Annotated in this window: 19 protein-coding genes; 4 read left to right on the top strand and 15 right to left on the bottom strand. The window is 36.1% G+C overall.

Annotated features, from left to right (window positions below):
- Window positions 1-10: 10 nt before the first annotated feature.
- The 7 genes from J3U19_RS09970 to J3U19_RS10000 all read right to left on the bottom strand — a co-directional run bounded on the left by J3U19_RS09970 (window position 11) and on the right by J3U19_RS10000 (window position 8773).
- Window positions 11-1312, bottom strand: a complete 1302-nt coding sequence (locus tag J3U19_RS09970; protein ID WP_267346195.1) for a pyrimidine-nucleoside phosphorylase — start codon at window positions 1310-1312, stop codon at window positions 11-13.
- Between the two features lie 171 nt (window positions 1313-1483).
- Window positions 1484-1903 carry a cytidine deaminase gene (locus tag J3U19_RS09975; RefSeq protein WP_416380215.1) on the bottom strand — a complete coding sequence of 140 codons (420 nt, stop codon included), beginning with the start codon at window positions 1901-1903 and terminating at the stop codon, window positions 1484-1486.
- 4 nt (window positions 1904-1907) lie between these two features.
- The gene (locus J3U19_RS09980; RefSeq protein WP_267346196.1) at window positions 1908-3884 is read right to left on the bottom strand and encodes a bifunctional 2',3'-cyclic-nucleotide 2'-phosphodiesterase/3'-nucleotidase; all 1977 of its coding nucleotides are present in this window, start codon (window positions 3882-3884) and stop codon (window positions 1908-1910) included.
- Between the two features lie 33 nt (window positions 3885-3917).
- On the bottom strand, window positions 3918-5081 hold the full coding sequence (gene add / locus J3U19_RS09985; RefSeq protein WP_267341875.1) for an adenosine deaminase: 1164 nt from the start codon (window positions 5079-5081) through the stop codon (window positions 3918-3920).
- Window positions 5082-5374: 293 nt separating this feature from the next.
- On the bottom strand, window positions 5375-6625 hold the full coding sequence (locus J3U19_RS09990; RefSeq protein ID WP_267341876.1) for a nucleoside permease: 1251 nt from the start codon (window positions 6623-6625) through the stop codon (window positions 5375-5377).
- A gap of 154 nt (window positions 6626-6779) precedes the next feature.
- Window positions 6780-7493 (bottom strand): purine-nucleoside phosphorylase, encoded by a 714-nt coding sequence (gene deoD / locus J3U19_RS09995; RefSeq protein ID WP_267341877.1) that lies wholly within the window; start codon window positions 7491-7493, stop codon window positions 6780-6782.
- A 50-nt stretch (window positions 7494-7543) separates the two neighbouring features.
- Window positions 7544-8773, bottom strand: coding sequence for a phosphopentomutase (locus J3U19_RS10000; RefSeq protein WP_267341878.1), 1230 nt, complete (start codon window positions 8771-8773; stop codon window positions 7544-7546).
- A gap of 577 nt (window positions 8774-9350) precedes the next feature.
- Here J3U19_RS10000 and murB point away from each other — a divergent pair.
- The 3 genes from murB to birA all read left to right on the top strand — a co-directional run bounded on the left by murB (window position 9351) and on the right by birA (window position 12532).
- Window positions 9351-10361, top strand: a complete 1011-nt coding sequence (gene murB, locus J3U19_RS10005; protein ID WP_267341879.1) for a UDP-N-acetylmuramate dehydrogenase — start codon at window positions 9351-9353, stop codon at window positions 10359-10361.
- Window positions 10362-10461: 100 nt separating this feature from the next.
- The gene (locus J3U19_RS10010) at window positions 10462-11613 is read left to right on the top strand and encodes an MFS transporter (protein ID WP_267341880.1); all 1152 of its coding nucleotides are present in this window, start codon (window positions 10462-10464) and stop codon (window positions 11611-11613) included.
- Window positions 11579-12532 (top strand): bifunctional biotin--[acetyl-CoA-carboxylase] ligase/biotin operon repressor BirA, encoded by a 954-nt coding sequence (birA, locus tag J3U19_RS10015; RefSeq protein ID WP_267341881.1) that lies wholly within the window; start codon window positions 11579-11581, stop codon window positions 12530-12532. The genes J3U19_RS10010 and birA overlap by 35 nt, the downstream gene beginning before the upstream one ends.
- A gap of 51 nt (window positions 12533-12583) precedes the next feature.
- Here the strand turns inward: birA and J3U19_RS10020 are convergent, their stop codons facing one another.
- Window positions 12584-14920, bottom strand: a complete 2337-nt coding sequence (locus J3U19_RS10020; protein WP_267346198.1) for a zinc/cadmium/mercury/lead-transporting ATPase — start codon at window positions 14918-14920, stop codon at window positions 12584-12586.
- A 215-nt stretch (window positions 14921-15135) separates the two neighbouring features.
- Between J3U19_RS10020 and J3U19_RS10025 the strand changes: the two genes are divergently transcribed.
- A complete protein-coding gene (locus J3U19_RS10025; RefSeq protein WP_267346200.1) occupies window positions 15136-16344 on the top strand; it encodes an MFS transporter in 1209 nt (402 codons plus the stop codon).
- A gap of 70 nt (window positions 16345-16414) precedes the next feature.
- On the opposite strand, the gene surE is transcribed toward J3U19_RS10025, so the two are convergent.
- The 7 genes from surE to J3U19_RS10060 all read right to left on the bottom strand — a co-directional run.
- Entirely contained in the window at window positions 16415-17194 is a 780-nt protein-coding gene (gene surE / locus J3U19_RS10030; RefSeq protein WP_267341886.1) for a 5'/3'-nucleotidase SurE, read from the bottom strand.
- Window positions 17195-17205: 11 nt separating this feature from the next.
- Entirely contained in the window at window positions 17206-18063 is an 858-nt protein-coding gene (locus tag J3U19_RS10035; RefSeq protein WP_267346202.1) for a neutral zinc metallopeptidase, read from the bottom strand.
- A gap of 251 nt (window positions 18064-18314) precedes the next feature.
- A complete protein-coding gene (locus J3U19_RS10040) occupies window positions 18315-19676 on the bottom strand; it encodes a hypothetical protein (protein ID WP_267346203.1) in 1362 nt (453 codons plus the stop codon).
- A 23-nt stretch (window positions 19677-19699) separates the two neighbouring features.
- On the bottom strand, window positions 19700-21061 hold the full coding sequence (locus J3U19_RS10045; RefSeq protein ID WP_267346204.1) for a hypothetical protein: 1362 nt from the start codon (window positions 21059-21061) through the stop codon (window positions 19700-19702).
- Between the two features lie 22 nt (window positions 21062-21083).
- A complete protein-coding gene (locus J3U19_RS10050) occupies window positions 21084-22445 on the bottom strand; it encodes a hypothetical protein (protein ID WP_267346206.1) in 1362 nt (453 codons plus the stop codon).
- Window position 22446: 1 nt separating this feature from the next.
- Window positions 22447-24957 (bottom strand): YwqJ-related putative deaminase, encoded by a 2511-nt coding sequence (locus J3U19_RS10055; protein ID WP_267346208.1) that lies wholly within the window; start codon window positions 24955-24957, stop codon window positions 22447-22449.
- An 11-nt stretch (window positions 24958-24968) separates the two neighbouring features.
- A partial coding sequence (locus J3U19_RS10060; RefSeq protein WP_267346210.1) for a hypothetical protein occupies window positions 24969-25540 on the bottom strand: 572 nt, incomplete at its 5' end.

Here is a 25540-nt window from a genome sequence, read left to right on the forward strand (position 1 = left end):
GGCGTTATAATTATTCCGTAATGACTTTATAAATCAATTGCGGTTCTATCGCATTATCACTAATAGTAATGTTATCATAGAGTTTTTGTTTGATTGCATCAATTTTATCGGTATTCGCATGTATAGTGAGCAATGCTTCACCTTCGGCAACTTTATCACCTACTTTTTTATGTAACATAATTCCAACAGCTGGATCGATAATATCTTCTTTTGTTGCTCGACCTGCGCCAAGTTGCATCGCTGCAATCCCTATTTGATCAGCAATAATTTTTGAAACGTAACCTGATTTAAGTGCAGGGAGGGCAATTTGATATGGCGCACTGGCTAATTTTTCCGGATGGTCAACTACAGAATTGTCTCCACCTTGAGCTTCGATTAAGGTTTTAAATTTTTCTACAGCTTTGCCATTTTTGATGACCTCTTGCAGTTTTTCCCGTGCTTCATCAAGTGTTTTGGCTTTATTTGCTAATACGACCATTTGACTGCCAAGTGTTAACACCAATTCAGTTAAGTCAGCAGGACCATGTCCTTTTAAAGTGTCAATAGCTTCTTTAACTTCTAATGCATTACCAATTGCATAACCAAGTGGTTGAGACATGTCTGAAATAATCGCCATAGTTCTACGACCAATTTGATTGCCAATGTTGACCATTTCTTGAGCTAATTTTTCGGAATCCGCCATGTTTTTCATTAGCGCACCGTCACCAGTTTTCACATCTAGCACAATAGCATCTGCACCTGCGGCTAATTTTTTACTCATAATTGAGCTTGCAATCAATGGAATTGAATTAACCGTAGCTGTCACATCTCGAAGAGAGTACAGTTTTTTGTCTGCTGGAGTTAGATTTCCTGACTGTCCGATTACCGCGACACCTTTTTGATTGACTTGATTGATAAAGTCTTGTTTAGCTAATTCAATTTTAAATCCTGGAATGGATTCGAATTTGTCATTTGTTCCGCCAGTATGGCCAAGGCCACGCCCTGACATTTTTGCAACGGGAATATCCAATGCTGCAACGAGTGGAGCAAGTACTAAAGTTGTGGTATCACCTACACCTCCAGTTGAATGTTTATCAACTTTAATGCCGTTGATTGAAGATAAATCAACCGTATCACCTGAATGCATCATGGCACTGGTTAAATCTGCACACTCTTTTGATGTCATACCTTGATAATAAATGGCCATTAATAATGCACTAACTTGATAATCTGGAATGGTGCCATTGGTGTAGTTAGTGATAAAAAATTGAATTTCTTCTGTGCTTAAAGCATTGCCATCACGTTTTTTTTCAATAATATCTACAAATCTCATTATCTCTCTCACTTAAAACAATAAATCAAATTAGTTTATCAACTTGATCATATAAAAATTACATAAACGTTCAGTTGCGTTTATGTATGAAAATATAGTCAAAAAAGTTTTAACTACGGTAAGGGGCTTTTTATATCTAATTTTATCCATTTTACTTGCAATTGATTCTAACTAATCCAGATCATTTGGCGAAAAAGACCAAGGTAATAATTCACCTACGGTTGTCTCTTGGATTTTTCCTTGAAGATTGGTCAGAATTACTGGCATATCTTTAGCACAAAATTCACTGATGACTTGTCTACAAGCACCACAAGGTGAAATAGGACCATCCGTATCACCAATAACCACTAATTTTTTAAATTTGCGTTTGCCCTCTGACACGGCTTTAAAAATGGCGGTGCGTTCTGCACAGTTGGCTAATCCGTAAGACGCATTTTCGACATTACAGCCTAAAATTGCTTCGTCATCTTCAGTAATGAGCACAGCGCCAACCTGAAATTTAGAATAAGGCACATAGGCTCTTGAGCGCGCAGATTTAGCAAGTTCGATTAACTTTTCAATTTTCATATCGATAATCCTTTGAGTCTTAATGGTACTATTTATGATTTCTAGTATTTGTGTTTGATGACTGTAAATCAAGTCGATAAACACCGAAGCCTAATGCATCTTTTTCAATAAATTTAATCGGATAAAGCGAATGTTTTTCTATATAAGCTTTTGCCTCATCCGTTGCCGAAGATTCAAAGCGAATATCCAATGGTTTATCGCTCATAATTGGTGCAATTCGCCAATTGTTATCTACCTTGACATTCACCATACCCGCTTTTTTCGTAGTATTGGTAATATAAGCAGATAAAATCACCCTTAAATCGTCAGGTGAATTAAACTTAACATTTTTTTCGCCTGTTCCCGGAAAGATACCGCTGTAAGCACGATAATTATTGGTCGCAATTAAAAATGTTTGATTAGGATCAATAGGCTGTTGCTGATAAGTTAGATTTTTAATTCTTTCAGATTTTGGATTAATTAACTGGCAATTGCCATCGTAACGTGGTGGTGCTGTCACATCAATTTGATAACTGACGCCATCAATTGCATCAAAATTATAAGTTCTAAACTTATCCCAATTAATGAGATATTGTGGTTGAGTAGAGTTAACATCTATTTGATTATATACACCAGCAGCGCATTCCAGCCATTGTTTAACATCTTTACCAGTAATTTTAACCGCACTTAAAATGTTTGGATAAAGGTAGATGTCGGCAGCGTTTCTAAACGATAAATCGCCTTTTTTAACATCAACATATGCATCAGGATCGTTCTTTCGACCACCCACTTTAAATGGAGCAATGGCGGATAAAATGGGTAATCCATCCAAATCTGGATCGCCTTGAATAAACTGTTTTACATAGTCTATTTGTGCATCACTGATAATTTGTAATGCGGATGTATCTTCTACTAGTGCAAGATAACTGTTGATATCGCTCGAAACTTTGCCAATGGGTTTGCCTACAAATTCTCGAGTACCTTGATGATCTTGTTTTAAAATTTCAGTTATCTGTTGATCAGCCTGTACTAATGCTTTTTTATTTTTTATATCATAAATAGGGCGAGCTTCTGATTTTCCCGACGTTACTTGCCAATTAGTGCTGTCGCCTTCAAGCACTAAATCAACGACACCTAAATGGCTACCCCATTGACCTGGCATTACGGAAGGGACGTGATTGATATTGCCTGTTTTAATATCGGTATTGGGTAAAGATTTAAAATCGTCACTTGGGAAAACACCATGCGAATGACCAAACATAATTGCATTAATTCCCTCAACTTGACTCAAATAATAAACAGAATTTTCCGCTAACGCTTTATATGGTTCAGAAGATACACCTGAGTGTGGAATAGCAATTATAACGTTAGCACCTTGCTTTTTCATTTCAGGGACTAATTTTTTTGCAGTTTCAGTGATATCTTTTACTACTACTTTTCCATTTAAGTTAAGTTTATCCCATTGCATAATTTGCGGAGGAACAAATCCAATATAACCAATTTTAATAATATGTTGATTGCCATCTCGATCAATAACGGGGGTATCAATAATAATATATTGTTGAAAGTAGGGTTTGCCGGTTTTTGCATCATAAACATTGGCATTGACATAGGGGAATTTAGCCCCTGAAAGGCTTTTTTGTAAATAATCTAAGCCAAAATTGAATTCGTGATTACCAATATTGCCTACAACATAATTAAGCGTATTCATTGCTTTATAAACAGGATGAATCTCGCCATCTTTTAATCCTTTATTTAGGGCATAATCGGCCATTGGACTACCTTGAATCAGATCACCATTATCAACAAGGACGCAATTTTTTACTTCACTTCTTGTTTGATGGATAAGATTGGCTGTTTTCACTAATCCAAATGTATCAACAGGCTGATCTTTAAAATAATCATAATTCATCATGTTGCCATGTAAATCAGTGGTTTCAATTATTCTAAGATCAACAGTAGCGGCTTGAAGAGTGCCAGAAATGAATAGGGTTAAAAGGGATAACGTTAATTTGTTTTTGTTCATATAAATCTCCTATTTCTCTGACATGGTTATCCACTAACTCGTTATTGGTAGTGACTTTTGATATTTAATGAATCGTTCTATAATTGCAGGATGATAATTTGTGTCATGGATTGCTGCTTGGAGTGTTTGTTTGTCATCTAATGTAAAACATGACAAAACATCGTTAGTTAATTGCTCTTTTACTGAATCTTCAACAAAAGCGGCATCAATACCACATAAAGTAATATCCAATAATTCTAATCTTGAAAAACCAAATATTGATGAGGCAAGGTGATACTCTTTTTCGATGTCTGTACCAAAAATTCCGGCATCATCTGTATTTAATGTTATACGTACACCGTAATCATAAAGTTGGCGAACAGGGTGATTTCGAATATCGCCATGAAGTTCATTAACCAGTATACGATTGCTGGTTAAAGCAATTTCTAAAGTCACTTTTTTCTCAACCAACTCACGAATCAAGTTGTTGTTCTCAATAGCGCGGATACCATGTCCAATTCTTTGTGCCCCATGTTTGAGTGCTTGAATAATGCTTTCAGCAGACTCAATTTCGCCTGCATGATAAGATTTTTTTAGTTTCAGCTGAGTTGCTAATTCATGCGCATCTTTAAAATCATCAAAATGACCAAAACTTTCATTTCCCGCAATATTAAATCCAGTGATAAATTGGTGAGGATTATCTTTAATAAAACGTAATGTGTCATAAACGATTTTAGCGCCTAGATGCCTAACACCGATAACATGATACCTAACAGTCATATTATACTTTTTTTGTATATCCGTAATGGCGTTATCCATTTGACTGAGTGTTTGTTGAAATCTTTTTTGATCCCAAATAATTTCATCCTCAATTTTAGTCGTACAGATATGAAAAGGAGAGATGAAAAGCTCGCAATATATTAATCCTTGTTTGGCATTTCTACTGAGGAAGTCGTAGGTAATTAAATAATAATCTTCGGGCGTTTTTACAAAATTGGAAACAGTGTCATAAGTTTGAATGAATTGAACAAAGTCAGTTTCATCATAGCAATATCGACCATTTTTATACTCGTTTGCATCATATTGACCTGCTTTATAACATAAAGATTCAGGAAAAACGATGCGATTTTTTTCGGCTAACTGTTTTGCCATAAAAGGTGTAATACTACCTTCAATATGCTCATGTAAAATAACTTTTGGAACAGTATGTGTATTCATTTAATATTTTATCTAGTTTATTTTGCCAATTAAGTATAAATAATAATGATATGAAAAACACTGATTGGAAAGCTAAGCATAACAACTTTAGCTTTGTTAATCATAATCTTTACTATTTTACCTTGATCAGACATCTCATTGCCATACATTTTATGTAACTTAATCAGTTTTTATGCAGTAAGATGCATTAAAGTCATTGTAATGCATTACATATTTTGCAAGAAGGCAACAACCGTGGTTGCTGCCAACACTTTGATTATAAGAGTTTTATTTAACACGTCACAAATGATTAATTAACTATTTGCAGCTGTTGGTTTATTTAAGTCATCATTTTTAAAAATGATCATAAACACCACTGCCAATAATAAAGAGTAACCAGCAAAAATGAGCCATATGGTACGCCAATCGATAAGGCCATTTATTGTGTAATGATCAACAACAATGCCACTGATGGTTGAACCTAAATAAGCTCCGAAACCATTGGTCATGATCATAAATAGACCTTGCGCACTATTACGGATACTTGGTGAGACCGATTTTTCAACATACATTGAGCCAGAAATATTATAAAAATCAAACGCACATCCGTAAACTATCATAGATAAAAGCAGTAATATAAAGCCTGTTGGAGACGGATCACCGTAAGCAAATAAACCAAAACGCGCTACCCAAGCAAGCATACTAATTAACATGACATATTTGATACCAAGTCGTTTCATAAAAAATGGAACAAACAGAATAAACACTACTTCAGACATTTGTGAAATAGACAATAATACTGAAGGGTATTGCACAACTAAGCTATCGGCATATTCAGGAATGCTTTTAAACGAAAGTAAAAACGGATTACCAAACGTATTCGTTATTTGCAAAATACCACCAAGAAAAACGGCAAAGACAAAAAAGATTGCAATTCTTGGTTGTTTGAACAATACAAATGCGTCTAACCCTAAAGAACTAGCTAAAGATTTTCTTTTCGAGTTGTCTTTAGTAATGGTAATTAATGGTAGTGTTAATGAATATAAGCTAAGTAAAATTGAACCAGCAGCAGCAATATAAAGTTGCATGTTACTTAATCCAAATTTTAAGAAGCTTACTAGCCACATGGCGACAATAAAGCCAATAGTACCAAAAATTCTTATTTTCGGAAATTGGGAAATTACATCAAGATTTTGTGCTTCTAAGCAAGAATAAGAGATGGAGTTTGAAATTGCAATAGTTGGCATAAACGCAAGGCAATGTATCAAAATTATTACTACCATCATAAATGGTGATGTGACTGATGCTGCAATAAATAACGTAATTGCACCAATTAAATGACAAAGCATGAATAAACGATTAGCTGGAATCCATCTATCTGCCACAACACCTAGTAAGCCCGGCATAAATAATGACGCTATCCCCATTGTGCCATACACTGAACCTACTGTCATACCATTAAAATGTAACGTCTCCATCATGTAAGAACCTAAGGTGATCAGCCAACTCCCCCAGATAAAAAATTGTAAGAAAAATATAATCTTAAGTTTAAACTTAATATTCATTTTGATTCCTTATTAAATGACATATTTGATAATCTATTGCCTAACAATTACGAATAAAAAAATTTAAATTTAGGTAAATACTATTATCATTTTTATAGTGCTTTACCTATCAATATTTAGTTAAAAAAAATGGCAGTTAATCTGCCATTTATGATTATTGATTGAATAGTACAGATTCTAACGCAACGGTTATCATCTCTTTAAAACCAAGCTGACGCTGTTCTGGCGTCATCGCATCACCTTTACGAATATGATCAGACACCGTACAGATAGCAAGTGCTTTTGCGCCGTATTCAGCTGCCACACCATAAATACCAGCAGCTTCCATCTCTACGCCTAGAATATTGTATTTTTCCATGATATCGAACATTTCAGGATCGACACTGTAGAAAAGATCAGCGGAAAATAGATTACCCACTTTTACGTTTACGCCTAAATTTTTAGCAGCATTAACAGCATTACAGGTTAAATCAAAATCGGCAATTGCAGCAAAATCGCTATCTTTAAAACGTAAACGATTAACTTTTGAATCGGTGCAAGCACCCATCCCAACTATCACATCCCCAAGGTTTACATTAGGGCTAATGGCACCACAAGAGCCAATACGAATAATGTTTTTAACACCGTAAAATTTAACCAATTCAGTTGCATAAATAGAACAAGATGGAATGCCCATGCCATGCCCCATGATTGAAACTTTTTTTCCTTTGTAATAACCAGTAAAACCTAACATGGCTCTTACATTTGTTACTTCTTGCGCATCCTCTAAAAATGTTTCAGCGATAAATTTTGCACGTAACGGATCGCCAGGCATCAAAACTGTTTCTGCAAAAGCATTATCAACTGCGTTAATATGTGGGGTAGACATCTAATTCTCCTGATCTTTATTTCAAAAAACGATTACATTAACTTCATTTGCTACTTGTTAATAAAAGATTTACCATATTCCATTGCCGATAAATCAAAATAATCAGCGACACTTTGTCCAATATCGGCAAAAGTTTCACGATGCCCTAATGAGCCTACTGGTACACTATCACCATACACTAAAACAGGGATATGTTCGCGCGTATGATCAGTACCTGCCCAAGTTGGATCGCAACCATGATCCGCACTGATAATTAAAAGATCGCCTGGTTCAATTAGCGCTAACATTTCAGGTAAGCGACTATCAAAATATTCTAATGCAGCAGCATAACCAGCTACATCACGTCTGTGTCCATAAGAGGAATCAAAATCAACAAAATTAGTAAAAACAATGGTATTATCTTTGGCTTGTTTAATTTCTTCTAATGAGGCATTAAATAAAGCTTCTATGCCTGTTGCTTTAACCTTTTTGGTGATCCCAACATGGGCATATATATCAGCGATTTTACCAATCGAAACAACGTTGCCTTGTTTTTCGTCAACCAATTTCTTTAACATGGTTGGTGCTGGTGGCTCAACCGCAAGATCATGGCGATTACCAGTTCTCACAAATTCGCCTGCTTTTTTTCCAACAAAAGGTCTAGCAATAACGCGACCAATGTTGTAATCACTTTTATTGAGTTCATCACGTGCGATTTCGCACACTTCGTAAAGTTTGTCTAAACCAAACGTTTCTTCATGACAAGCAATTTGGAAAACTGAATCCGCGGATGTATAGAAGATAGGCTTACCGGTCGCCATGTGTTCAGCACCAAGCTCGTCCAGAATAACTGTACCCGATGAGTGGCAATTGCCAAGGTAACCAGGAAGTTTTGCGCGAGAGACAATTTTATCTAACAGATCTTGAGGAAAACTATTGGTTGTATCGGTAAAGTAACCCCAATCAAACAATACTGGAACGCCAGCAATTTCCCAATGTCCAGAGGGTGTATCTTTACCCGAAGAAATTTCGCTAGCATAACCATAAGCACCAATAATTTCACCTTCGGTTTGCATGCCTTTTGGATAGTGACCCGTTGACTCATATGCGGCTTCAATTAACCCTAATTTACCTAAATTAGGTAATTTAAGTGTGCCACTGCGTCCTTGTTCTGCTTTTCCTAATGCGCATTGTTCGGCAATATGACCTAATGTGTCGGCGCCTTCATCACCAAATTTTGGCGCATCTTTGGCACTCCCAATCCCAAACGAATCTAGGATCATAATAAAAACTCTTTTCATAATTTCCTCGAACTTATCAAAAACGTATCTTGTTACAAGTTATCTTCATACCGGCATTTTACTATAAGCTTATATGCGTGGGTACGAATTAAGGAACAACAGTCACTCGAACAAGTCTTCATATGTAGCTGTCTATTTTATAATAGTCATTTAAGTAATAACACCCTTGATATGAAATCTAGATGATAACGTCTATTATTTGCACTAAATTTATCTATAAACAATAATCAGTTTAACTGTAATTTTAAAAGACATCACTCAGGCATCTATAATACATGATCTAAAAAAACAAAAAAGATTTAAGCATGACTTTAGCCGTTTATTTGATTAATTGATCCACCAAAGTCGATCATTATCACATTTTTGTAATTAAAATATTAATAAATGTACATATTTTGGATTGCCAATAATCTTATAATGATTCGGGATTAAATAATTAATAATATAAGATTAACCACTGTGATAATATATGCAGCCATAAGTGATAAATTACCCAGTAATATCGAATAAAACATCTAAAACATCTAAAACAATTTATTATTGGCTGTCTATTTCCACCCTGATAAGGTTGTAATGAATGAAACAAAGAATCCCAAATACCTTTAATCTTGAAGTTTATGCTCAAAAAGTGGTAACAGTAACTACGGTTGAACAATTAATGCATGTTTGGCAAAATAATCATCAGAATCTACCAATTATGATGCTTGGTGAAGGTAGTAATACGCTTTTTACTTGTGATTTTCAAGGAATTGTGATTGTTAATCGAATTGACGGTATTACTGTTACCGAAACCGAAAAAGCCTGGAATTTAAAAGTGGGTGCGGGCGAAATTTGGCATCAACTTGTATTACATACTATTGCGAATAATATCGCGGGGCTTGAAAATTTAGCGTTAATTCCAGGTTGTGTAGGTTCAGCACCAATTCAAAATATTGGCGCTTATGGCGTTGAGTTTCAAAAAGTGGCAGATTATGTGCAATTATTAGAACTTGCTACTGGAAAAATCATTACGGTAACGGATGGTCAATATGGTTATCGTGAAAGTATTTTTAAACAGCAGTATGCAGATGGGTATGCGGTGATTTATGTCGGGATTAAATTACCTAAACAGTGGCAGCCTGTGTTAACCTATGGCGAATTACGTAACTTTGATCCGAAAAATGTTACCCCTAAGATGATCTTTGATAAAGTTTGTGAAATCCGTCTTAGCAAACTGCCTGATCCTAAGGTGCTAGGAAATGGGGGGAGTTTTTTTAAAAATCCAGTAGTTGACAAAAGAGTTGCCGATAAACTACTTGAAATTTACCCAACCATGCCAATATATCCCCAAGCAGATAATCAAGTCAAACTCGCTGCGGGTTGGCTTATTGATCAATGTGGTTTAAAAGGATTTCAATTAGGTGGTGCTGCAGTGCATCAAAATCAAGCACTAGTATTAGTCAATAAAAATAATGCAACGGCTCAAGATGTGGTTGAGTTAGCGCGTTATGTTCGAAATGCCGTATTGCGAAAATTTTCGGTTAGTCTCTCGCCTGAAATTCGTTTTATTGGCCAAACAGCTGAAATTGATGTAGATAACTTTTTATAACTAACACTGTTATAAATTTAAATTGTCCATCATTTAGGTAGCAAAAAATAATTTATAATCAAGTAACAATTATAATTAAACAACAATATAGTAAAAAACGATGAAACATTCTTATTCATTTCCTATTTTATTAACAAGCTTATTATTTGTGACAATCGCTTTATCGGCACTCAATACCCAAGTGCCGTTATGGTTAGTGCGTAATGAGTTTTCACTAGGGCAAATTGGTTTAGTCGGTTCAAGTTACTTTGCTGGAAACTTGTTTGGTACCATTTTTGCTAATTGGTTTATTGGTAAATTTAACGCTCGTTATACCTATACCTACAGTTGTATTATCTTTGCTATTGCGACTATTGGTTTAAGCTTTTCAATGGATTTTTATAGCTGGGTAATATGGCGATTTTTTATTGGTATTGCCTGTGCAGTAACTTGGGTGGTGATTGAAAGTTGTATTTTAGTAACAGGAACCGTACGTACTCGAGGAAAAATGCTAGCGGTGTATTTAACCACCTATTATTTAGGCACGGTGTTAGGGCAAGCACTATTACAGTATTTTCCGCAGAATGTGTTGTATTTTGGTCTAGTGATTGCTTTATTAATGGGTCTGGCAATATTATTCATTTTGCTGACTCATTATAAATTACCGAAACGCAAAAAAAGCAGTTTTAACATCATTCCTATGATTTTGAATAAACCTTCACGCATTGGTCTGATTGGGTGTGTGATTGCTGGCATGTTGATCGGATCGCTCTATTCTTTATTACCCGCTTATTATTCTCATTTAGGCTATAACGACACTCAAGTTGCTAATTGGATGATTTTGCTTATTTTATCAGGAGTGATAGCACAAATGCCGGCTAATTGGTGTGCCGATAAATTTGGTCGACAAGTTGTATTATTGTTTGAATCCATATTAATGCTTTTTGCTTGTGTACTGTTGATATTTAATTGGTTTGATACATTAGCCATTATCTTGTTAGGAGCAACAATTTACACCATTTATCCTATATCTATGGCATGGGCATGTTCGTGTGTAAGAAAGCAAGATATTGTAGCGATGAATCAAGCCATGTTATTAACTAACACGCTAGGTAGTCTTATTGCTCCAGCAGCGATTGCTTATGTTATGGATAAAACGAATAATACTTATTTATTTGTCAGTTTTGCTATAATCTCACTTTATTTTATTGCTTTATTAGTTAAAAAAAGAGGAATCAATGCGCAGTCACCAAAATGCACTCAAATTAATTGAAATCTTAGCGGACGGCGAATTTCATTCAGGGGAAGAACTTGCAGTGGGTTTTGGAATAACTCGCGCTGGAATCAATAAAAATATGAAAGTGTTGCGCGAATGGGGGCTTGATTTCACATCGGTACAAGGTAAGGGTTACTGTTTAACTGCACCGATCGATTTACTTAAAAAAACTAAAATTGATCATTATTATCAAGCAGACAGTCGTTGCGAGATTTTACCTATTATTGATTCTACCAATCAATATTTACTTGATAAAATTGGGCAACTTTACTCGGGTGATTGTTGTGTAGCGGAATTTCAATCTAAAGCGCGCGGTCGACGTGGGCGTAAATGGTTTTCACCATTTGGTTCTAACCTTTATTTTTCTATGTATTGGCAGTTAGAGCAGGGCGTAGCTGCTGCAATGGGATTGAGCTTAGTTGTCGGGATTGTGATAGCCGATACTTTACGAGAGATATCCGGACAAGATATCAAAGTCAAATGGCCTAATGATCTTTATCTTAACGACCAAAAATTAGCTGGTATATTAATTGAGTTAGCAGGTAAAACTGGCGATTGTGCACATGCAGTAATTGGTATTGGCATCAACTTAATGATGAATAATCCAGATCCTAATATTGTAAACCAAAAATGGGCGAATTTAGGAAAGGTTGATCGTAATTTACTTGTTGCGTGCATTGTCAAAAACTTGAATATCAAATTATCTGAATTTGAAAAACAAGGCCTAGCGTTTTTTATAAACGATTGGAAACGATTAGATAACTTTGCTAATCGACCTGTAAAGCTGCTTATTGGTAATAATATTATCCGTGGTATTGCTAAAGGTATTAATGAGCAAGGTGCTTTAATGCTTGAACAAGATGGAAAAATCTATGCACATATTGGCGGTGAAATCTCATTGCGTGGTGATGATTAACCAATAAAAAACTATTCCATTTATTACATGGAATAGTTTTTAAATAGCGAGTTAAATTTTGTTTTTTTTACTTTTAAAACCTAGTACTCGCAAAGCATTGGCTGTCACAATGGCGGTTGTTCCGGAATCGGCTAATACCGCTAACCACAATCCAGTATAACCAAATAGACTTGTTATTAAAAACACTAACTTGATACCCAATGCAAGGGTAATATTTTGCTTAATATTACGGTTAGCAAAGCGGGTTAAACAAATTAAATTAGGCAAACTGAGCAAGCTATTTTTGGTTAATGCGGCATCCGCTGCTTCTAACGCTACATCGGTACCGCTGCCCATAGCAATGCCCACTGTAGCCGCTTTCATTGCAGGTGAATCGTTGATGCCATCCCCAACCATTGCAATGGAAGTCATGTTACGAATTTTTTCAATTTCGATCAGTTTGTCTGCTGGTAATAACTCTGCACGATAATCAATTCCCAATTCGTTTGCAATGGCTTTTGCCGCACGTTGATTATCACCAGTAAGCATTAAGGTTTTAAGACCCAGATCATCAAGAGCTTTTATTGCAGTCATGGAATCAGCACGTAACACATCTTGCAAGGCGATCATTCCTATTAAGTTCTGTTGTGTCACAACCACCACTACGGTTTTACCTGTGCTTTCAAGTTGATGGATTTTTTGCGCATCTTCATCATTTAATGGTTCGGATACCACGGTTACTTTATTGGGTGCAACAATATAATAAGTTTGATTATCGATATTGCCTTCAATCCCTACTCCCGCAATGGCTTTACGATCACTCGCCTCACTTACTTCAATCTGATATTGGATTGCATAATCAACGATGGCTTTTGCTAAAGGATGATGCGAACCGCTTTCAATTGCCGCCGCAAGGGTCAGTAATTGTTGTGAGGTAACAGATTGAGCTATGACATCGGTGACTTTTGGCTTGCCTTCGGTTAGGGTTCCAGTCTTATCAAATGCCACCATTTTGATTGAACCAATATGTTCCAAAGCCGCTCCACCTTTAATTAATACACCTTGCTTGGCCGCATTGGATAGGGCAGATGTGATGACGGCCGGCGTTGAAATTACCAATGCACAAGGACAACCAATTAATAATAACGTCAATCCTCGATATACCCAAGTATACCAATCTTGATTAAGTAGTAGGGGAGGAATGACAATCACCAACAATGCAAACACGGCGATAGCTGGGGTATAGTAGCGGCTAAATTTATCAATAAATCGCTCAATGGGTGCTTTACGTTCTTCAGCATCTTCAATTAATTGTAAAATGCGATCTACGGCATTTTGTCCAGATTGCGAAATGACTTTAAGTTTAATGGTATTATCAACAACCAGCGATCCTGCCAAAATTTTATCCCCGGATAGATAATTGACCGGAATGGATTCACCTGTTAAGGCACTTTCATCAATGCTGGCCTGTTCACTCATTAAAATCACGTCAGCAGGTAGTCGTCCTCCTGATGAAATTTCGATAATATCGTCAGGTTTCAAACTATGACTTGCAACGGTTTTTCTTTTACCATCAATAATGAGCACCGTTTCTTGAGGCATTAAATGCGCAAGTGATGAAATCCCTTTTTTAGCTTTACTGGTTGCAAAGCCTTCTAACATTTCACCTATCATAAACAAAAAAAGTACCATGGTGGCTTCTTCAGCAGCGCCAATGAAAAGCGCACCTAAAGCTGATATACTCATCAATGATTCAATGGCAAATGGTGTACCACTACGCGTTAATATTAAAGCTTCTTTCAAAATCGGTACTAAGCCGACAATTGCAGTAATGATAAAAGCATATTCCCCGGCTGTGTGATTCGCTAATAAAATAAGATAACTTATCACAATGAAAGAGCCTAAAATTCCTAATGGTAGGAAGGCTTTTTTAACAAAACTATGAGAATGCTCATGATGATGAGCCTGATTGGGTGTGGTTTCAAAAATCGGGGTATAACCTAATTCTATCACTTTGTCTTCAATCGTTTTTATTACGGTTTCATCATGCTTAGGAACAAAAACGATTAACTTTTCAGTAGAAAAAATAATTTTGGTTTGATGAATATTTGGTAGTGTTTTTACAGCATTTTCGATTTTACTTGCACAATGAGCGCAATCCATACCATTGATTTTCCAGGTTAATTTAACATTCTGGCTTTTCCGCTCAGGATCTTCCGGAGGATCTTCTATCTCATTTTTTTTCGTTGAACCTTCATTTTCACAGCCATGGCTTGCACCGTGATTGTCATTTGCATCATGGGAATGATGATTATCATGTCTATGATTGTGGGCAATATTTTGACAATCCTTATGACAATGGGCATGATTTTCATGATGGAGTTGTATATAATTGTTATTATATAACATAACGTTACCTCTTCTTATGGATGATTTTGATTGTACGCCTAAAAAAATAAAAAGAAATCTTTTTTTTATTTCATTGCTGGGGTAGATCTTAAATATTGAGTACAAGATAAGCTAAAAATTAAATCTCAAAGTTATCCATTTTATTTCTTTCTTTCACTGTATACCGTTCTTTTTTATGTTTATAATTGTACAAAATAAAATGATAGAGAAAGTTTATGTCTAAAGCTTCATCCTTTCGTCAAAAACAGAGTATTGTCTTTTTGGCCTTTCTAATTACGACCTTTATTGTCGGTATTGCAGGCGCTTTGCAATCACCTACATTAAGTCGTTTCTTAACATTTGAAGTGAATGTCAATTCCCATTTAGTCGGGTTGTTCTTCTCGATAAATGCTTTAGCAAGCATTGTTGGTAGTTTTCTATTAGCAAAATATTCTGACAAAAAAGGGGATAGGCGCTATATTGTTATATTTTGCTGTTTAATGGGCGTTGCCAATAGTGTTACTTTTGCTTTTACGCGTCACTATTTTATATTGATCACGCTAGGTGTTCTCTTTGCCGCATTATCATCGGCTGCCATGCCACAAATTTTTGCTCTAGCACGTGAATATGCAGTAAAATCAGGGCGTAATGTGGTTGCTTTTAACTCATTAATACGTGCTCAGTTATCATTGGCATGGGTATTTGGTCCGCCAATATCATTCGGTTTAGCTTTAGGGTTTGGCTTTACTGTCATGTATTTAACTGCAATGTCCATGTTTATAATAGCGATGTTATGTGTTGCGATATTCTTACCATCGGTCGAAAAAAATCCTACCTCACAACTCAGCAGCGCAGCAGATTTACAAGCGACCAATATACCACTTTGGAAAAATTGGAATGTGGTTTGTTTATTATTATCCACGGTATTTATGTGGACGGCTAACATGATGTACATTATCGACATGCCACTCTACGTTGATCTCGTTTTACATCTTCCCGACTCTTTACCCGGTATTTTAATGGGATTGGCTGCTGGTATTGAAATCCCCGTGATGCTCATTGCAGGATTTTTAGTGCCTTATTTGGGCAAACGAAATTTATTTTTTATTGCCATTATAAGTGGATTCATTTTTTATATTGGTATGATTTTTTGTACTGGCAAAGTTGCTTTATTGGCGCTACAGTTGTTTAACGCAGTATTTATAGGAATTGTAGCAAATATTGGCATTATCTACTTTCAGGATCTGTTGCCAACCAGAATGGGTGTTGCCTCAACACTCTTTAATAATGGGATTATTTTTAGCGTTATACTGGCAGGTATGTTGCAGGGGTTTGTTTCTCAAGCCTATGGGCATGAAGTTATCTATTGGATAGCGCTAGTGATGGTTGCAATATCATTACTGTTTTGTGCACTGGTTAAAAATGAAAAAACTAAAGATAGTTAATCACTAACCGATTAACCTTTACTCATTCGTCTTCCAAAATATTGGAAGACGACTTCACAATCAACCATTATCACTCAAATTTAGCTAACAACTTTTCATAGAAAACATAATCTGTTCTTTCATAACCAAGCGGTGTAATAGCGATAAAATGATTATTAGCAGCATCTAACTCTTTATTATCATCATCAAAAACCTGCTGATTACGCTTGGCTCTAAACCAATAATAATCATGACCTTCAGGATCTTGAGTCGGTGCCACCACAAAACGACTTACATCACATTCACCTTGCTTAGTAATTTTTAATCCTCTAATTTGGTGAGGATCGCAAGCAGGAAAATTAACATTAAAACAGACCTTTTTCGGGATAGATAACGACAACAGTTTACGAATGACCGATTCAGCATGATGCGTAGCACAATCCCAGACCGTTGGTTGGTGATCTTCAGTAGAGTATTGGCTTAAGGCTATTGATGGTATGCCTAAAACTGTTGCCATCATAGCACCGCCAACGGTACCAGATAAAACTGTTTCAAATCCCACATTCGAACCGTTATTAATACCTGATAACACCAAATCGGGTAAATTATTGACCAATAAATGTTTAATAGCAAATAACGAACAATCAGCAGGGGTACCATAAACCGCGTATTCTCGTTCATTACGCTGTGCCACTCGAAATGGTGTTTTTAAACTGACTGAACAAGATACGCCACTTTGATCAATCGCGGGTGCGACTACCCAAACTTCATGAGCAATTTTATTCGCCACATCCTTTAAAATTTTAATGCCTGATGCATCAATACCATCATCATTAATTAACAAAACGCGTTTTATTACTTTATGAAACATTTTTTATTTCCTTATTCGGCAAAAGTATTACATTGATTGATATCATCACTATCGAAACCTCGTTTAAACCAAGTATAACGTTGCTTGGAGCTTCCATGTGTAAAACTGTCTGGTACAACATACCCCTTACTTTGACGTTGTAAGCGATCATCACCAATAGCTTCAGCAGTTTTTAAAGCTTGTTCAATATCACCAACGTCCAAAATATTTTTTTGTTGCATTGCGTGCCCCCACAATCCGGCAAAGCAATCGGCCTGTAGCTCTAATTTAACCGATAAATGATTAACAAAAACTTCAGATTGCCCCTGTTTTAATTGTTCGATTTTATTGAATACGCCGAGCAAATTTTGCACATGATGACCAATTTCATGTGCTATGACATAACCTTGTGCAAAGTCACCACCACTACCAAGTTGCCGTTTCATCTCTTGGTAAAATGAAATATCTAAATACACGGTTTTATCAACACTACAATAAAATGGTCCCATAAACGTTTGACCAACGCCACACGATGTGCTTGTTGAACCTGTATATAAGACTAATTTGGGAGGGGTATATGTTCTACCTAAACGATTAAACGCTTGTTGCCAGTAATCTTCAGTACTTGCTAAAATGACGGATGTAAATTTAGCCGCATCCTCATCATTAATTGAATATTCATTTGAGTTTAGTGAGGAATTATCCGTTTCAATTAGATCTGAATTAAGTAATCCAGTCAAATCAACACCATAATAACCAGCGACTAGTACCACAATAAATAAAACAACTCGACCTTTGCCACTCATTGGGATCCGAATTCCTGAATTGCTTCCATATTGTGAGCGGCGATCTTCAATATTATCACTCTCTCTTTGATCTCTCCAACGCATAGGAAATACCTCATCAGTTTTCGTAAAATTATTTTAAAGGATAAAAGGAAAGGTTACTAGATTAAGTTAATTGATATTAAATCTGTTAACTTAATAATTAAGGTGGTATGTAACTAATGATAGAGATAATGAACTAATTAAAAGTAAATCTATCTTATTAATTATCTAAAAATCAACTTTTACCAAATAGTGTTGAAGGTGCGAATTAAGTTAAATTCACACTATCATTTTATTCCTTTGCATTCGAGGACTTAACCTTGATAACGCTTTTCAAACTCTTGCAACGTTTCGGATATCAGTTTGATGTCACAATGCAGTTTGGATTGCAGGTGGATCAATAGCGTCCATAAGGCTTGATTGCGGGCTTCACGGCGTTGGTAAGCACCGTTTTGAGTTTGATTATCGGTCGGTTGGGGGTCAGCTCTGAACTCTTTTTTTTCTTTGATCGATAATTTTTTTAAATGACTCAATTGTGCCAGTTTTGCCAGTAACTCAACAGGCAAATTATGTTGCCGTAACTCAAGTTCAGTAATTTGCTCAAGCGGTAACGCATTGAAAAGAAAGTTAAAGTCGTTTTGATTGACATCGGCAATTATTTTGCCATCTTGTTTGAAATAGAAAAACACAATACCTGAATTTGCATAAAATCTAATGTCACAATTTTGTTGAGCTTGTAGTGCAAATAATAATTGTAACAGAGCATGATTACGTTCATCGCACTGTTGTTGTTTGATTGCTCTTTCTTTTTCTGGCAAGTCTGCAAGTTGATAGTCACTTACCCCGCATTCTTTAAAAAAAATAGATTGCAAATTGGGTAGATCCATTAATTTATTCAGTACCGGCAAAGATAAATTTTCAGTGGATAACTCTAATTTTTTAATCGACTTAAAATCAGCATGGTGCATAAAATAATTAAAATCATGATCACTTAAAACGTACAGCGAAATCTCCTCCGCTAAGGGATAATCAGCCAGCAATCCACTTAAACTGTTGGCGGGTAACGGGATATCATCACGCGAAATCAACTTATCTAAGCACGCCATATCGTTAGCACTTAAAAGGCACGACTTAATTTGGTTCTGGTCATTGATTTCGAGCGTAAAACGCGTCAGTGAATTCGCATTTTTTTTTCGGCAGTTTATATTCATAAGCTGCTTATAATTCCATTCGAATTTACATTGATTGTCATCATATTTGGTTTTATAGTGACGTATTAATCCCGACCCATCGGTATACCAACTTATCATCTCTACAACATAACCATCGTTCCATAATAACTCTGAACTGACAAAACCATTACGATATTCATTGGTGATACCGGTAAAAAGTTTTCCTTGGTAATAGATTGGGTTTTCAAAATCATGCTCATCATCAATCACATCATAATCAATTTTTATTTCATAATGTTGCTTAAAAACCCCAAAATCCTGCTCAGCGGTAATTTTGCCTTCGGTGATTTGATAGACTTTAAACAACTTTTGTTGCCGGTGGTCATAAGCCAAACCGGTAAATAGGACATCATTTAAAAAATAAACGCCCTGAATGATTTGTAAATGACTTAATTCCACCCGTACAGGTTGGTTAACGACTTTTATCGTGTTTGTTGTGTTCATTTTATTCCTTTGCATTCGAGGACTTAACCTTGATAACGCTTTTCAAACTCTTGTAACGTTTCGGATATCAGTTTGATGTCACAATGCAGTTTGGATTGCAGGTGGATCAATAGCGTCCATAAGGCTTGATTGCGGGCTTCACGGCGTTGGTAAGCACCGTTTTGAGTTTGATTATCAACGGGATTATCATTAACTTTATTGCTGAGACCTTCCTCAATACACAATCTTTTTAAATTAGTAAACTGAGCAAGATTTTCTAGTAAGGGAATCGGAAATTGACATTGACGTAAAGACAATCCGGTGATCTTATCTCGTGGCAAAATCTTTAAAAGATAATTAAAATCGTTTTGATTAACATCAGCAAATATTTCACCCTCCTTTTTGGAATAGGAAAACAGCAATCCAGATCTTGCATCGAGCCTAATTTCACAATTTTGTTGAGCTTGTAGTGCAAATAATAATTGTAACAGGGCATAATTACGTTCATCGCACTGTTGTTGTTTGATTGCTCTTTCTTTTTCTGGCAAGTCTGCAAGTTGATAGCGACTTATCCTATCTTCATCCAAAAAAATAGATTGCAAATTGGGTAGATCCATTAATTTATTCAGTACCGGCAAAGATAAATTTTCAGTGGATAATTTTAATTTTTTAATCGACCGAAAATCAGCATGGTGCATAAAATAATTAAAATCATGATCACTAAAAATGTTCAAAAAAATCTCCTCCGCCAAGGGATAATAAGCTAGCAATCCACTTAAACTGTTGGCGGGTAACGGGATATTATCACGCGAAATCAACTTATCTAAGCTCACCATATCGTCAGCACTTAAAACATACGACTTAATTTGATTTTTATCATTGATTTTTATTGTAAAACTTATTTCTTTATTGACATCTCCTTTTCTGCAATCAATGTTAACAAGTTGTTTATAATTCCATTCGAATTTACATTGATTGTCATCATATATGGTTTCATAACGACGTATTAATCCCGACCCATCGGCATACCAACTTATCATCTCTACAACATAACCATCGTTCCATAATAACTCTGAACTGACAAAACCATTACGATATCCATTGGTGATACCGGTAAAAAGTTTTCCTTGGTAATAGACAGGGTTTTCAAAATCATGCTCATCATCAATCACACTATAATCAATTTTTATTTCATAATGTTGTTTAAAAACCCCAAAATCCTGCTCAGCGGTAATTTTGCCTTCGGTAATTTGATAGACTTTAAACAGTTTTTGTTGCCGGTGGTCATAAGCCAAACCGGTAAATAGGACATCATTTAAAAAATAAACGCCCTGAATGATTTGTAAATGACTTAATTCCACCCGTACAGGTTGGTTAACGACTTTTATCGTGTTTGTTGTGTTCATTTTATTCCTTGCATTCGAGGGCTTAACCTTGATAACGCTTTTCAAACTCTTGCAACGTTTCGGATATCAGTTTGATGTCACAATGCAGTTTGGATTGCAGGTGGATTAATAGCGTCCATAAGGCTTGATTGCGGGCTTCACGGCGTTGGTAAGCACCGTTTTGAGTTTGATTATCGGTTTGTTGGGGGTCAGCTCTGAACTCTTTTTTTTCTTTGATCGATAATTTTTTTAAATGACTCAATTGTGCCAGTTTTGCCAGTAACTCAACAGGCAAATTATGTTGCCGTAACTCAAGTTCAGTAATTTGCTCAAGCGGTAACGCATTGAAAAGAAAGTTAAAATCGTTTTGATTGACATCGGCAATTATTTCGCTATTCTGTTTGGAATAGAAAAACAGCAGACCTGATCTTGAATTAAGCTGGATATCACAATTTTGTTGAGCTTGTAGTGCAAATAATAATTGTAACAGGGCATGATTACGTTCATCGCACTGTTGTTGTTTGATTGCTCTTTCTTTTTCTGGCAAGTCTGCAAGTTGATAACGACTTACCCCATTTTCTTTAAAAAAAATAGATTGCAAATTGGGTAGATCCATTAATTTATTCAGTACCGGCAAAGATAAATTTTGAGTGGATAACTCCAGTTTTTTGATGGGTCGAAAATCAGCATGGCGCATAAAATAATTAAATTCATGATCACTTAAAACGTACAGCGAAATCTCCTCCGCCAAGGGATAATCAGCCAGCAATCCACTTAAACTGTTGGCGGGTAACGGGATATCATCACGCGAAATCAACTTATCTAAGCACGCCATATCGTTAGCACTTAAAAGGCACGACTTAATTTGATTCTGGTCATTGATTTCGAGCGTAAAACGCGTCAGTGAATTCGCATTTTTTTTTCGGCAGTTTATATTCATAAGCTGCTTATAATTCCATTCGAATTTACATTGATTGTCATCATATATGGTTTCATAACGACGTATTAATCCCGACCCATCGGCATACCAACTTATCATCTCTACAACATAACCATCGTTCCATAATAACTCTGAACTGACAAAACCATTACGATATTCATTGGTGATACCGGTAAAAAGTTTTCCTTGGTAATAGACAGGGTTTTCAAAATCATGCTCATCATCAATCACACTATAATCAATTTTTATTTCATAATGTTGTTTAAAAAAACCAAAATCCTGCTCAGCGGTAATTTTGCCTTCGGTAATTTGATAGACTTTAAACAACTTTTGTTGCCGGTGGTCATAAGCCAAACCGGTAAATAGGACATCATTTAAAAAATAAATACCCTGAATGATTTGTAAATGACTTAATTCCACCCGTACAGGTTGGTTAACGACTTTTATCGTGTTTGTTGTGTTCATTTTATTCTCCTTTTCGTCCTGTATGAATGTTAATTCGGGGATCCAATATACCACTACAATTAGCACAGGCTACAAATTCACTTAAAAAATCCTCTTTGCTCGGTCGATTGGTTTTAAGGGTATAAACATCAATATCTTTTAAATATTCTTCTGGATCTAACCGTTGTGCGCGCAGCTGTTTTAAAACATCATCTACCGCTACCACTTCAGCATGGGCGCCGGGCATACCATTTAAGTTTTGTAAATGGTCATTATGTTTAACGATATAGCTTCTTATCCACCCTTCAGTTAACTCATCCATTTCACTTGGGTAATATTCATTAAGTGCTGCGATGTATCTGTCTATATCAGTCACTTTAATTGGTGCTGAGCCGTTTGTAAATTCCCCAGCTTCAACCACCACTCCTATTTTTTTCGCGGCATTTAAATCAAACGGTAAATTACCGAACTCGGTTGTATTATGAAATGTGATCCCCTTAATTTCACACGTTGCTCGCGAAATTGCTTTTAATTTCTTCCAAACATCCTCATCCCAATTCCTTGCCCGAGCCATTGCTTGAAACGCCGCAATATTATTCAGGTGTCTTTCTTCTTTGACCATTGTATTAGCGATGGTTTTATGTACTTGCTCATTGCTATTTCTGGCTATAATTTGTGATGAAGAATGGAGAAGTGATTGTTCTGTTGCTTCAAAACCATTGTTGAAGTTAACGTGTAGATTGAGTTCATATTTTAAAAAAATTTCAGGTTGATATTGTTGCGTTAAAAAGCGTAAATAATTTGGATGGGGGAATAAGATATTTTGTGCAATCGTTGTTGATGAATGGGTGTAATCATTTGGCGCCGGTAATAATTTAAACTCTTGCAATTGCTGGACAGCAACACTTGATTTAGGATAGGTGGCTGATTCGTTTTGGGTTCGATGTGTCGTTATTGCAATAGATTCTTTGGCTATTACGTTGCCATTTTCGATAAGGAAGGTTTTCGGGTCGTTTAAGAAATTATCGATCTCTTCTCTGGTCATTTGTCGAAGTAAAGAAGCGTCTTCCTTTATAAAATGAAAATTGGCTCTGGTCCCTTTGACATTGATGTAAGTTAACGCGCCAGTGGTGACCCCAGCCGCGAATAAACGAAGAACTCGAGACAGTTTTTCATCAGCTGGAAGGGTTTTATCGTCTAATGTAGAATAAATTGCGGAAGCAACATCGGTAGAAACCATGATAGCCTGCGTACTATCAGCTGCAACTTGACCAATTAACATGGCTTTAACGGTATTGGCTTTAGCCACATTCCCAGCTTGCTGAGATAAAAAGGACAAAGGTCCCCATTTTGTAAACGCCGCCGTTGAACCTAACCCCAATAAATTGGCCACAATGCTTAGGGAATCTAAGCCATCTTCTTTCCAGTTATTGAAACCTGTATCATAACGCTGAGCGATATTTATGGTCGAAGCTGTAATGCCTGCTATTGATGAAGCCGCCAGCCCCCATAGTGCCGCTGTGCCTAATTGTCCGCCTGGTACAAACAATAATATTGCCCCCGCAACGATTGCACCACACATTGCCACCCAAGACAGTGCATTGGAAATGCTATCAAGCCAGGTTGTGCCATCGGTAGTGAATTGATATTCTTCAGAGTAATAGTGATCGTATATACTCCATTGGAGTAGTCCTTCAGCATCATATTTAGGGATTTCTAAAGTAGGGTGGTTAGAACGGAGATAACGGCATTTTAAGGTCCCTTCAGGATAGCGGTTATTGCGTTGCCACTGTTTTAAAGCATTAAGCACCGCTGCTTGTTCATTATCGCCTTTACCAATAAATACGCCGCACCATCCTTGTTGGACAGGACTGGTCCAATCTAATAGATAAGCACTGTCATCTTGATAAAAATAACAGACTTGTAACAGGATTGAGTTGCTATCAGGGTATTGATATGAGTAGTGTCTGGCACTAACGATATTGAAATTATCTTTATGACTATCGGGTATTTTTTTTAGCAAATATTCTAATTTGTCACGGTAAGTGTCCATATTGGTCATACGTTCTTGATATTTGCTGTTTTCTTCTTGATTTAGCTGGCTTTTTGATTCAAGGGATCGAATTAATGCAATTTGTTTTTTTAAGTTATGGAACACACTGAATGGATTTTCTGTTTCATCAAATGAACCCGTGTCATAACTTAAGCATTCTTCATGACTTATCACATTTTGTACGTAAAGAAAAGTTTTCGGATTTTTATCACCTAAACTCTTTTTTACCGTACACACTACAGTATGTGTACCTTGATAAATCCATTCAGTCCCCAACCATTCTGAGGTTTTAGGTCCATAAATAATGTGTTGTTTTTCTTTATCTTCATCGCTGTGATTTACACAGTGCCATTGCACAATTAAATGTTCGACCTCTGTCGCTTTCGGATTAAACTTCTTTAAAAAAAAAGATATTTTTCTATTTGGTGTGACAAACCTTAAGGCTGGTTTGGCAACAATAACATAATCTTCAGTATCCATTGTTTTAAATCCTAATATTTTTTATTATTATTTTTTTGATTCGCTTTGCGTATAAGAAAATGAATTAAATCTTTCTGTTGGTTATAAGGTCCAATTGATTTTTTAATATTTTCTACTGGATCGTTGTGATAGATCTGTTTATAGACTTTAATCGTTTTTGCGACGATTTCTTCGGCATAGCTTAAGTAGTTAATGATTTTCCCCGCATTGCCAATTTCGATTGCTTTATGTAACCGCTGGGCATTGGCTTTGGCTAATATATCGTCTACATCCGGATACGAACAGGCATATTCCATGCCTATAGGGACGTTTTTTAAAACGGCTTTTCCTTCGCGATCCAATTTTCCTTGTCGTAATTCGCCATTTTTAAAGCGTACCACATATTTGGTCATTGGAATTGGGTAACCATCTTCAGTTTCAAGCATCAGTGTGATGCCTTCTTGCCTATCTTGTGCAGTATATAAAGCAGGAACATCGATTGGATCATAATTTAACGTCGCCGGTCCCATTTTTTGCAGAGCATTGCTTTTTATATACACATTATCCGCTGTGCCCAGCTCAATGCCTTCACGGCTGATTTTGA

Source organism: Gilliamella sp. B2828, assembly GCF_026537125.1.
Classification (GTDB): domain Bacteria; phylum Pseudomonadota; class Gammaproteobacteria; order Enterobacterales; family Orbaceae; genus Gilliamella.

Excerpts from the sequence above, each read along its gene's own strand:
- J3U19_RS10055 (WP_267346208.1), bottom strand. The coding sequence starts at position 24,957 with ATGGATACTGAAGATTATGTTATTGTTGCCAAACCAGCCTTAAGGTTT.
- J3U19_RS10050 (WP_267346206.1), bottom strand. The coding sequence starts at position 22,445 with ATGAACACAACAAACACGATAAAAGTCGTTAACCAACCTGTACGGGTG.
- murB (WP_267341879.1), top strand. The coding sequence starts at position 9,351 with ATGAAACAAAGAATCCCAAATACCTTTAATCTTGAAGTTTATGCTCAA.
- surE (WP_267341886.1), bottom strand. The coding sequence starts at position 17,194 with ATGTTTCATAAAGTAATAAAACGCGTTTTGTTAATTAATGATGATGGT.
- J3U19_RS09970 (WP_267346195.1), bottom strand. The coding sequence starts at position 1,312 with ATGAGATTTGTAGATATTATTGAAAAAAAACGTGATGGCAATGCTTTA.
- birA (WP_267341881.1), top strand. The coding sequence starts at position 11,579 with ATGCGCAGTCACCAAAATGCACTCAAATTAATTGAAATCTTAGCGGAC.
- J3U19_RS09980 (WP_267346196.1), bottom strand. The coding sequence starts at position 3,884 with ATGAACAAAAACAAATTAACGTTATCCCTTTTAACCCTATTCATTTCT.
- J3U19_RS10010 (WP_267341880.1), top strand. The coding sequence starts at position 10,462 with ATGAAACATTCTTATTCATTTCCTATTTTATTAACAAGCTTATTATTT.
- J3U19_RS10045 (WP_267346204.1), bottom strand. The coding sequence starts at position 21,061 with ATGAACACAACAAACACGATAAAAGTCGTTAACCAACCTGTACGGGTG.
- J3U19_RS10020 (WP_267346198.1), bottom strand. The coding sequence starts at position 14,920 with ATGTTATATAATAACAATTATATACAACTCCATCATGAAAATCATGCC.
- add (WP_267341875.1), bottom strand. The coding sequence starts at position 5,081 with ATGAATACACATACTGTTCCAAAAGTTATTTTACATGAGCATATTGAA.
- J3U19_RS10000 (WP_267341878.1), bottom strand. The coding sequence starts at position 8,773 with ATGAAAAGAGTTTTTATTATGATCCTAGATTCGTTTGGGATTGGGAGT.
- J3U19_RS09990 (WP_267341876.1), bottom strand. The coding sequence starts at position 6,625 with ATGAATATTAAGTTTAAACTTAAGATTATATTTTTCTTACAATTTTTT.
- deoD (WP_267341877.1), bottom strand. The coding sequence starts at position 7,493 with ATGTCTACCCCACATATTAACGCAGTTGATAATGCTTTTGCAGAAACA.
- J3U19_RS10040 (WP_267346203.1), bottom strand. The coding sequence starts at position 19,676 with ATGAACACAACAAACACGATAAAAGTCGTTAACCAACCTGTACGGGTG.
- J3U19_RS10035 (WP_267346202.1), bottom strand. The coding sequence starts at position 18,063 with ATGCGTTGGAGAGATCAAAGAGAGAGTGATAATATTGAAGATCGCCGC.
- J3U19_RS10025 (WP_267346200.1), top strand. The coding sequence starts at position 15,136 with ATGTCTAAAGCTTCATCCTTTCGTCAAAAACAGAGTATTGTCTTTTTG.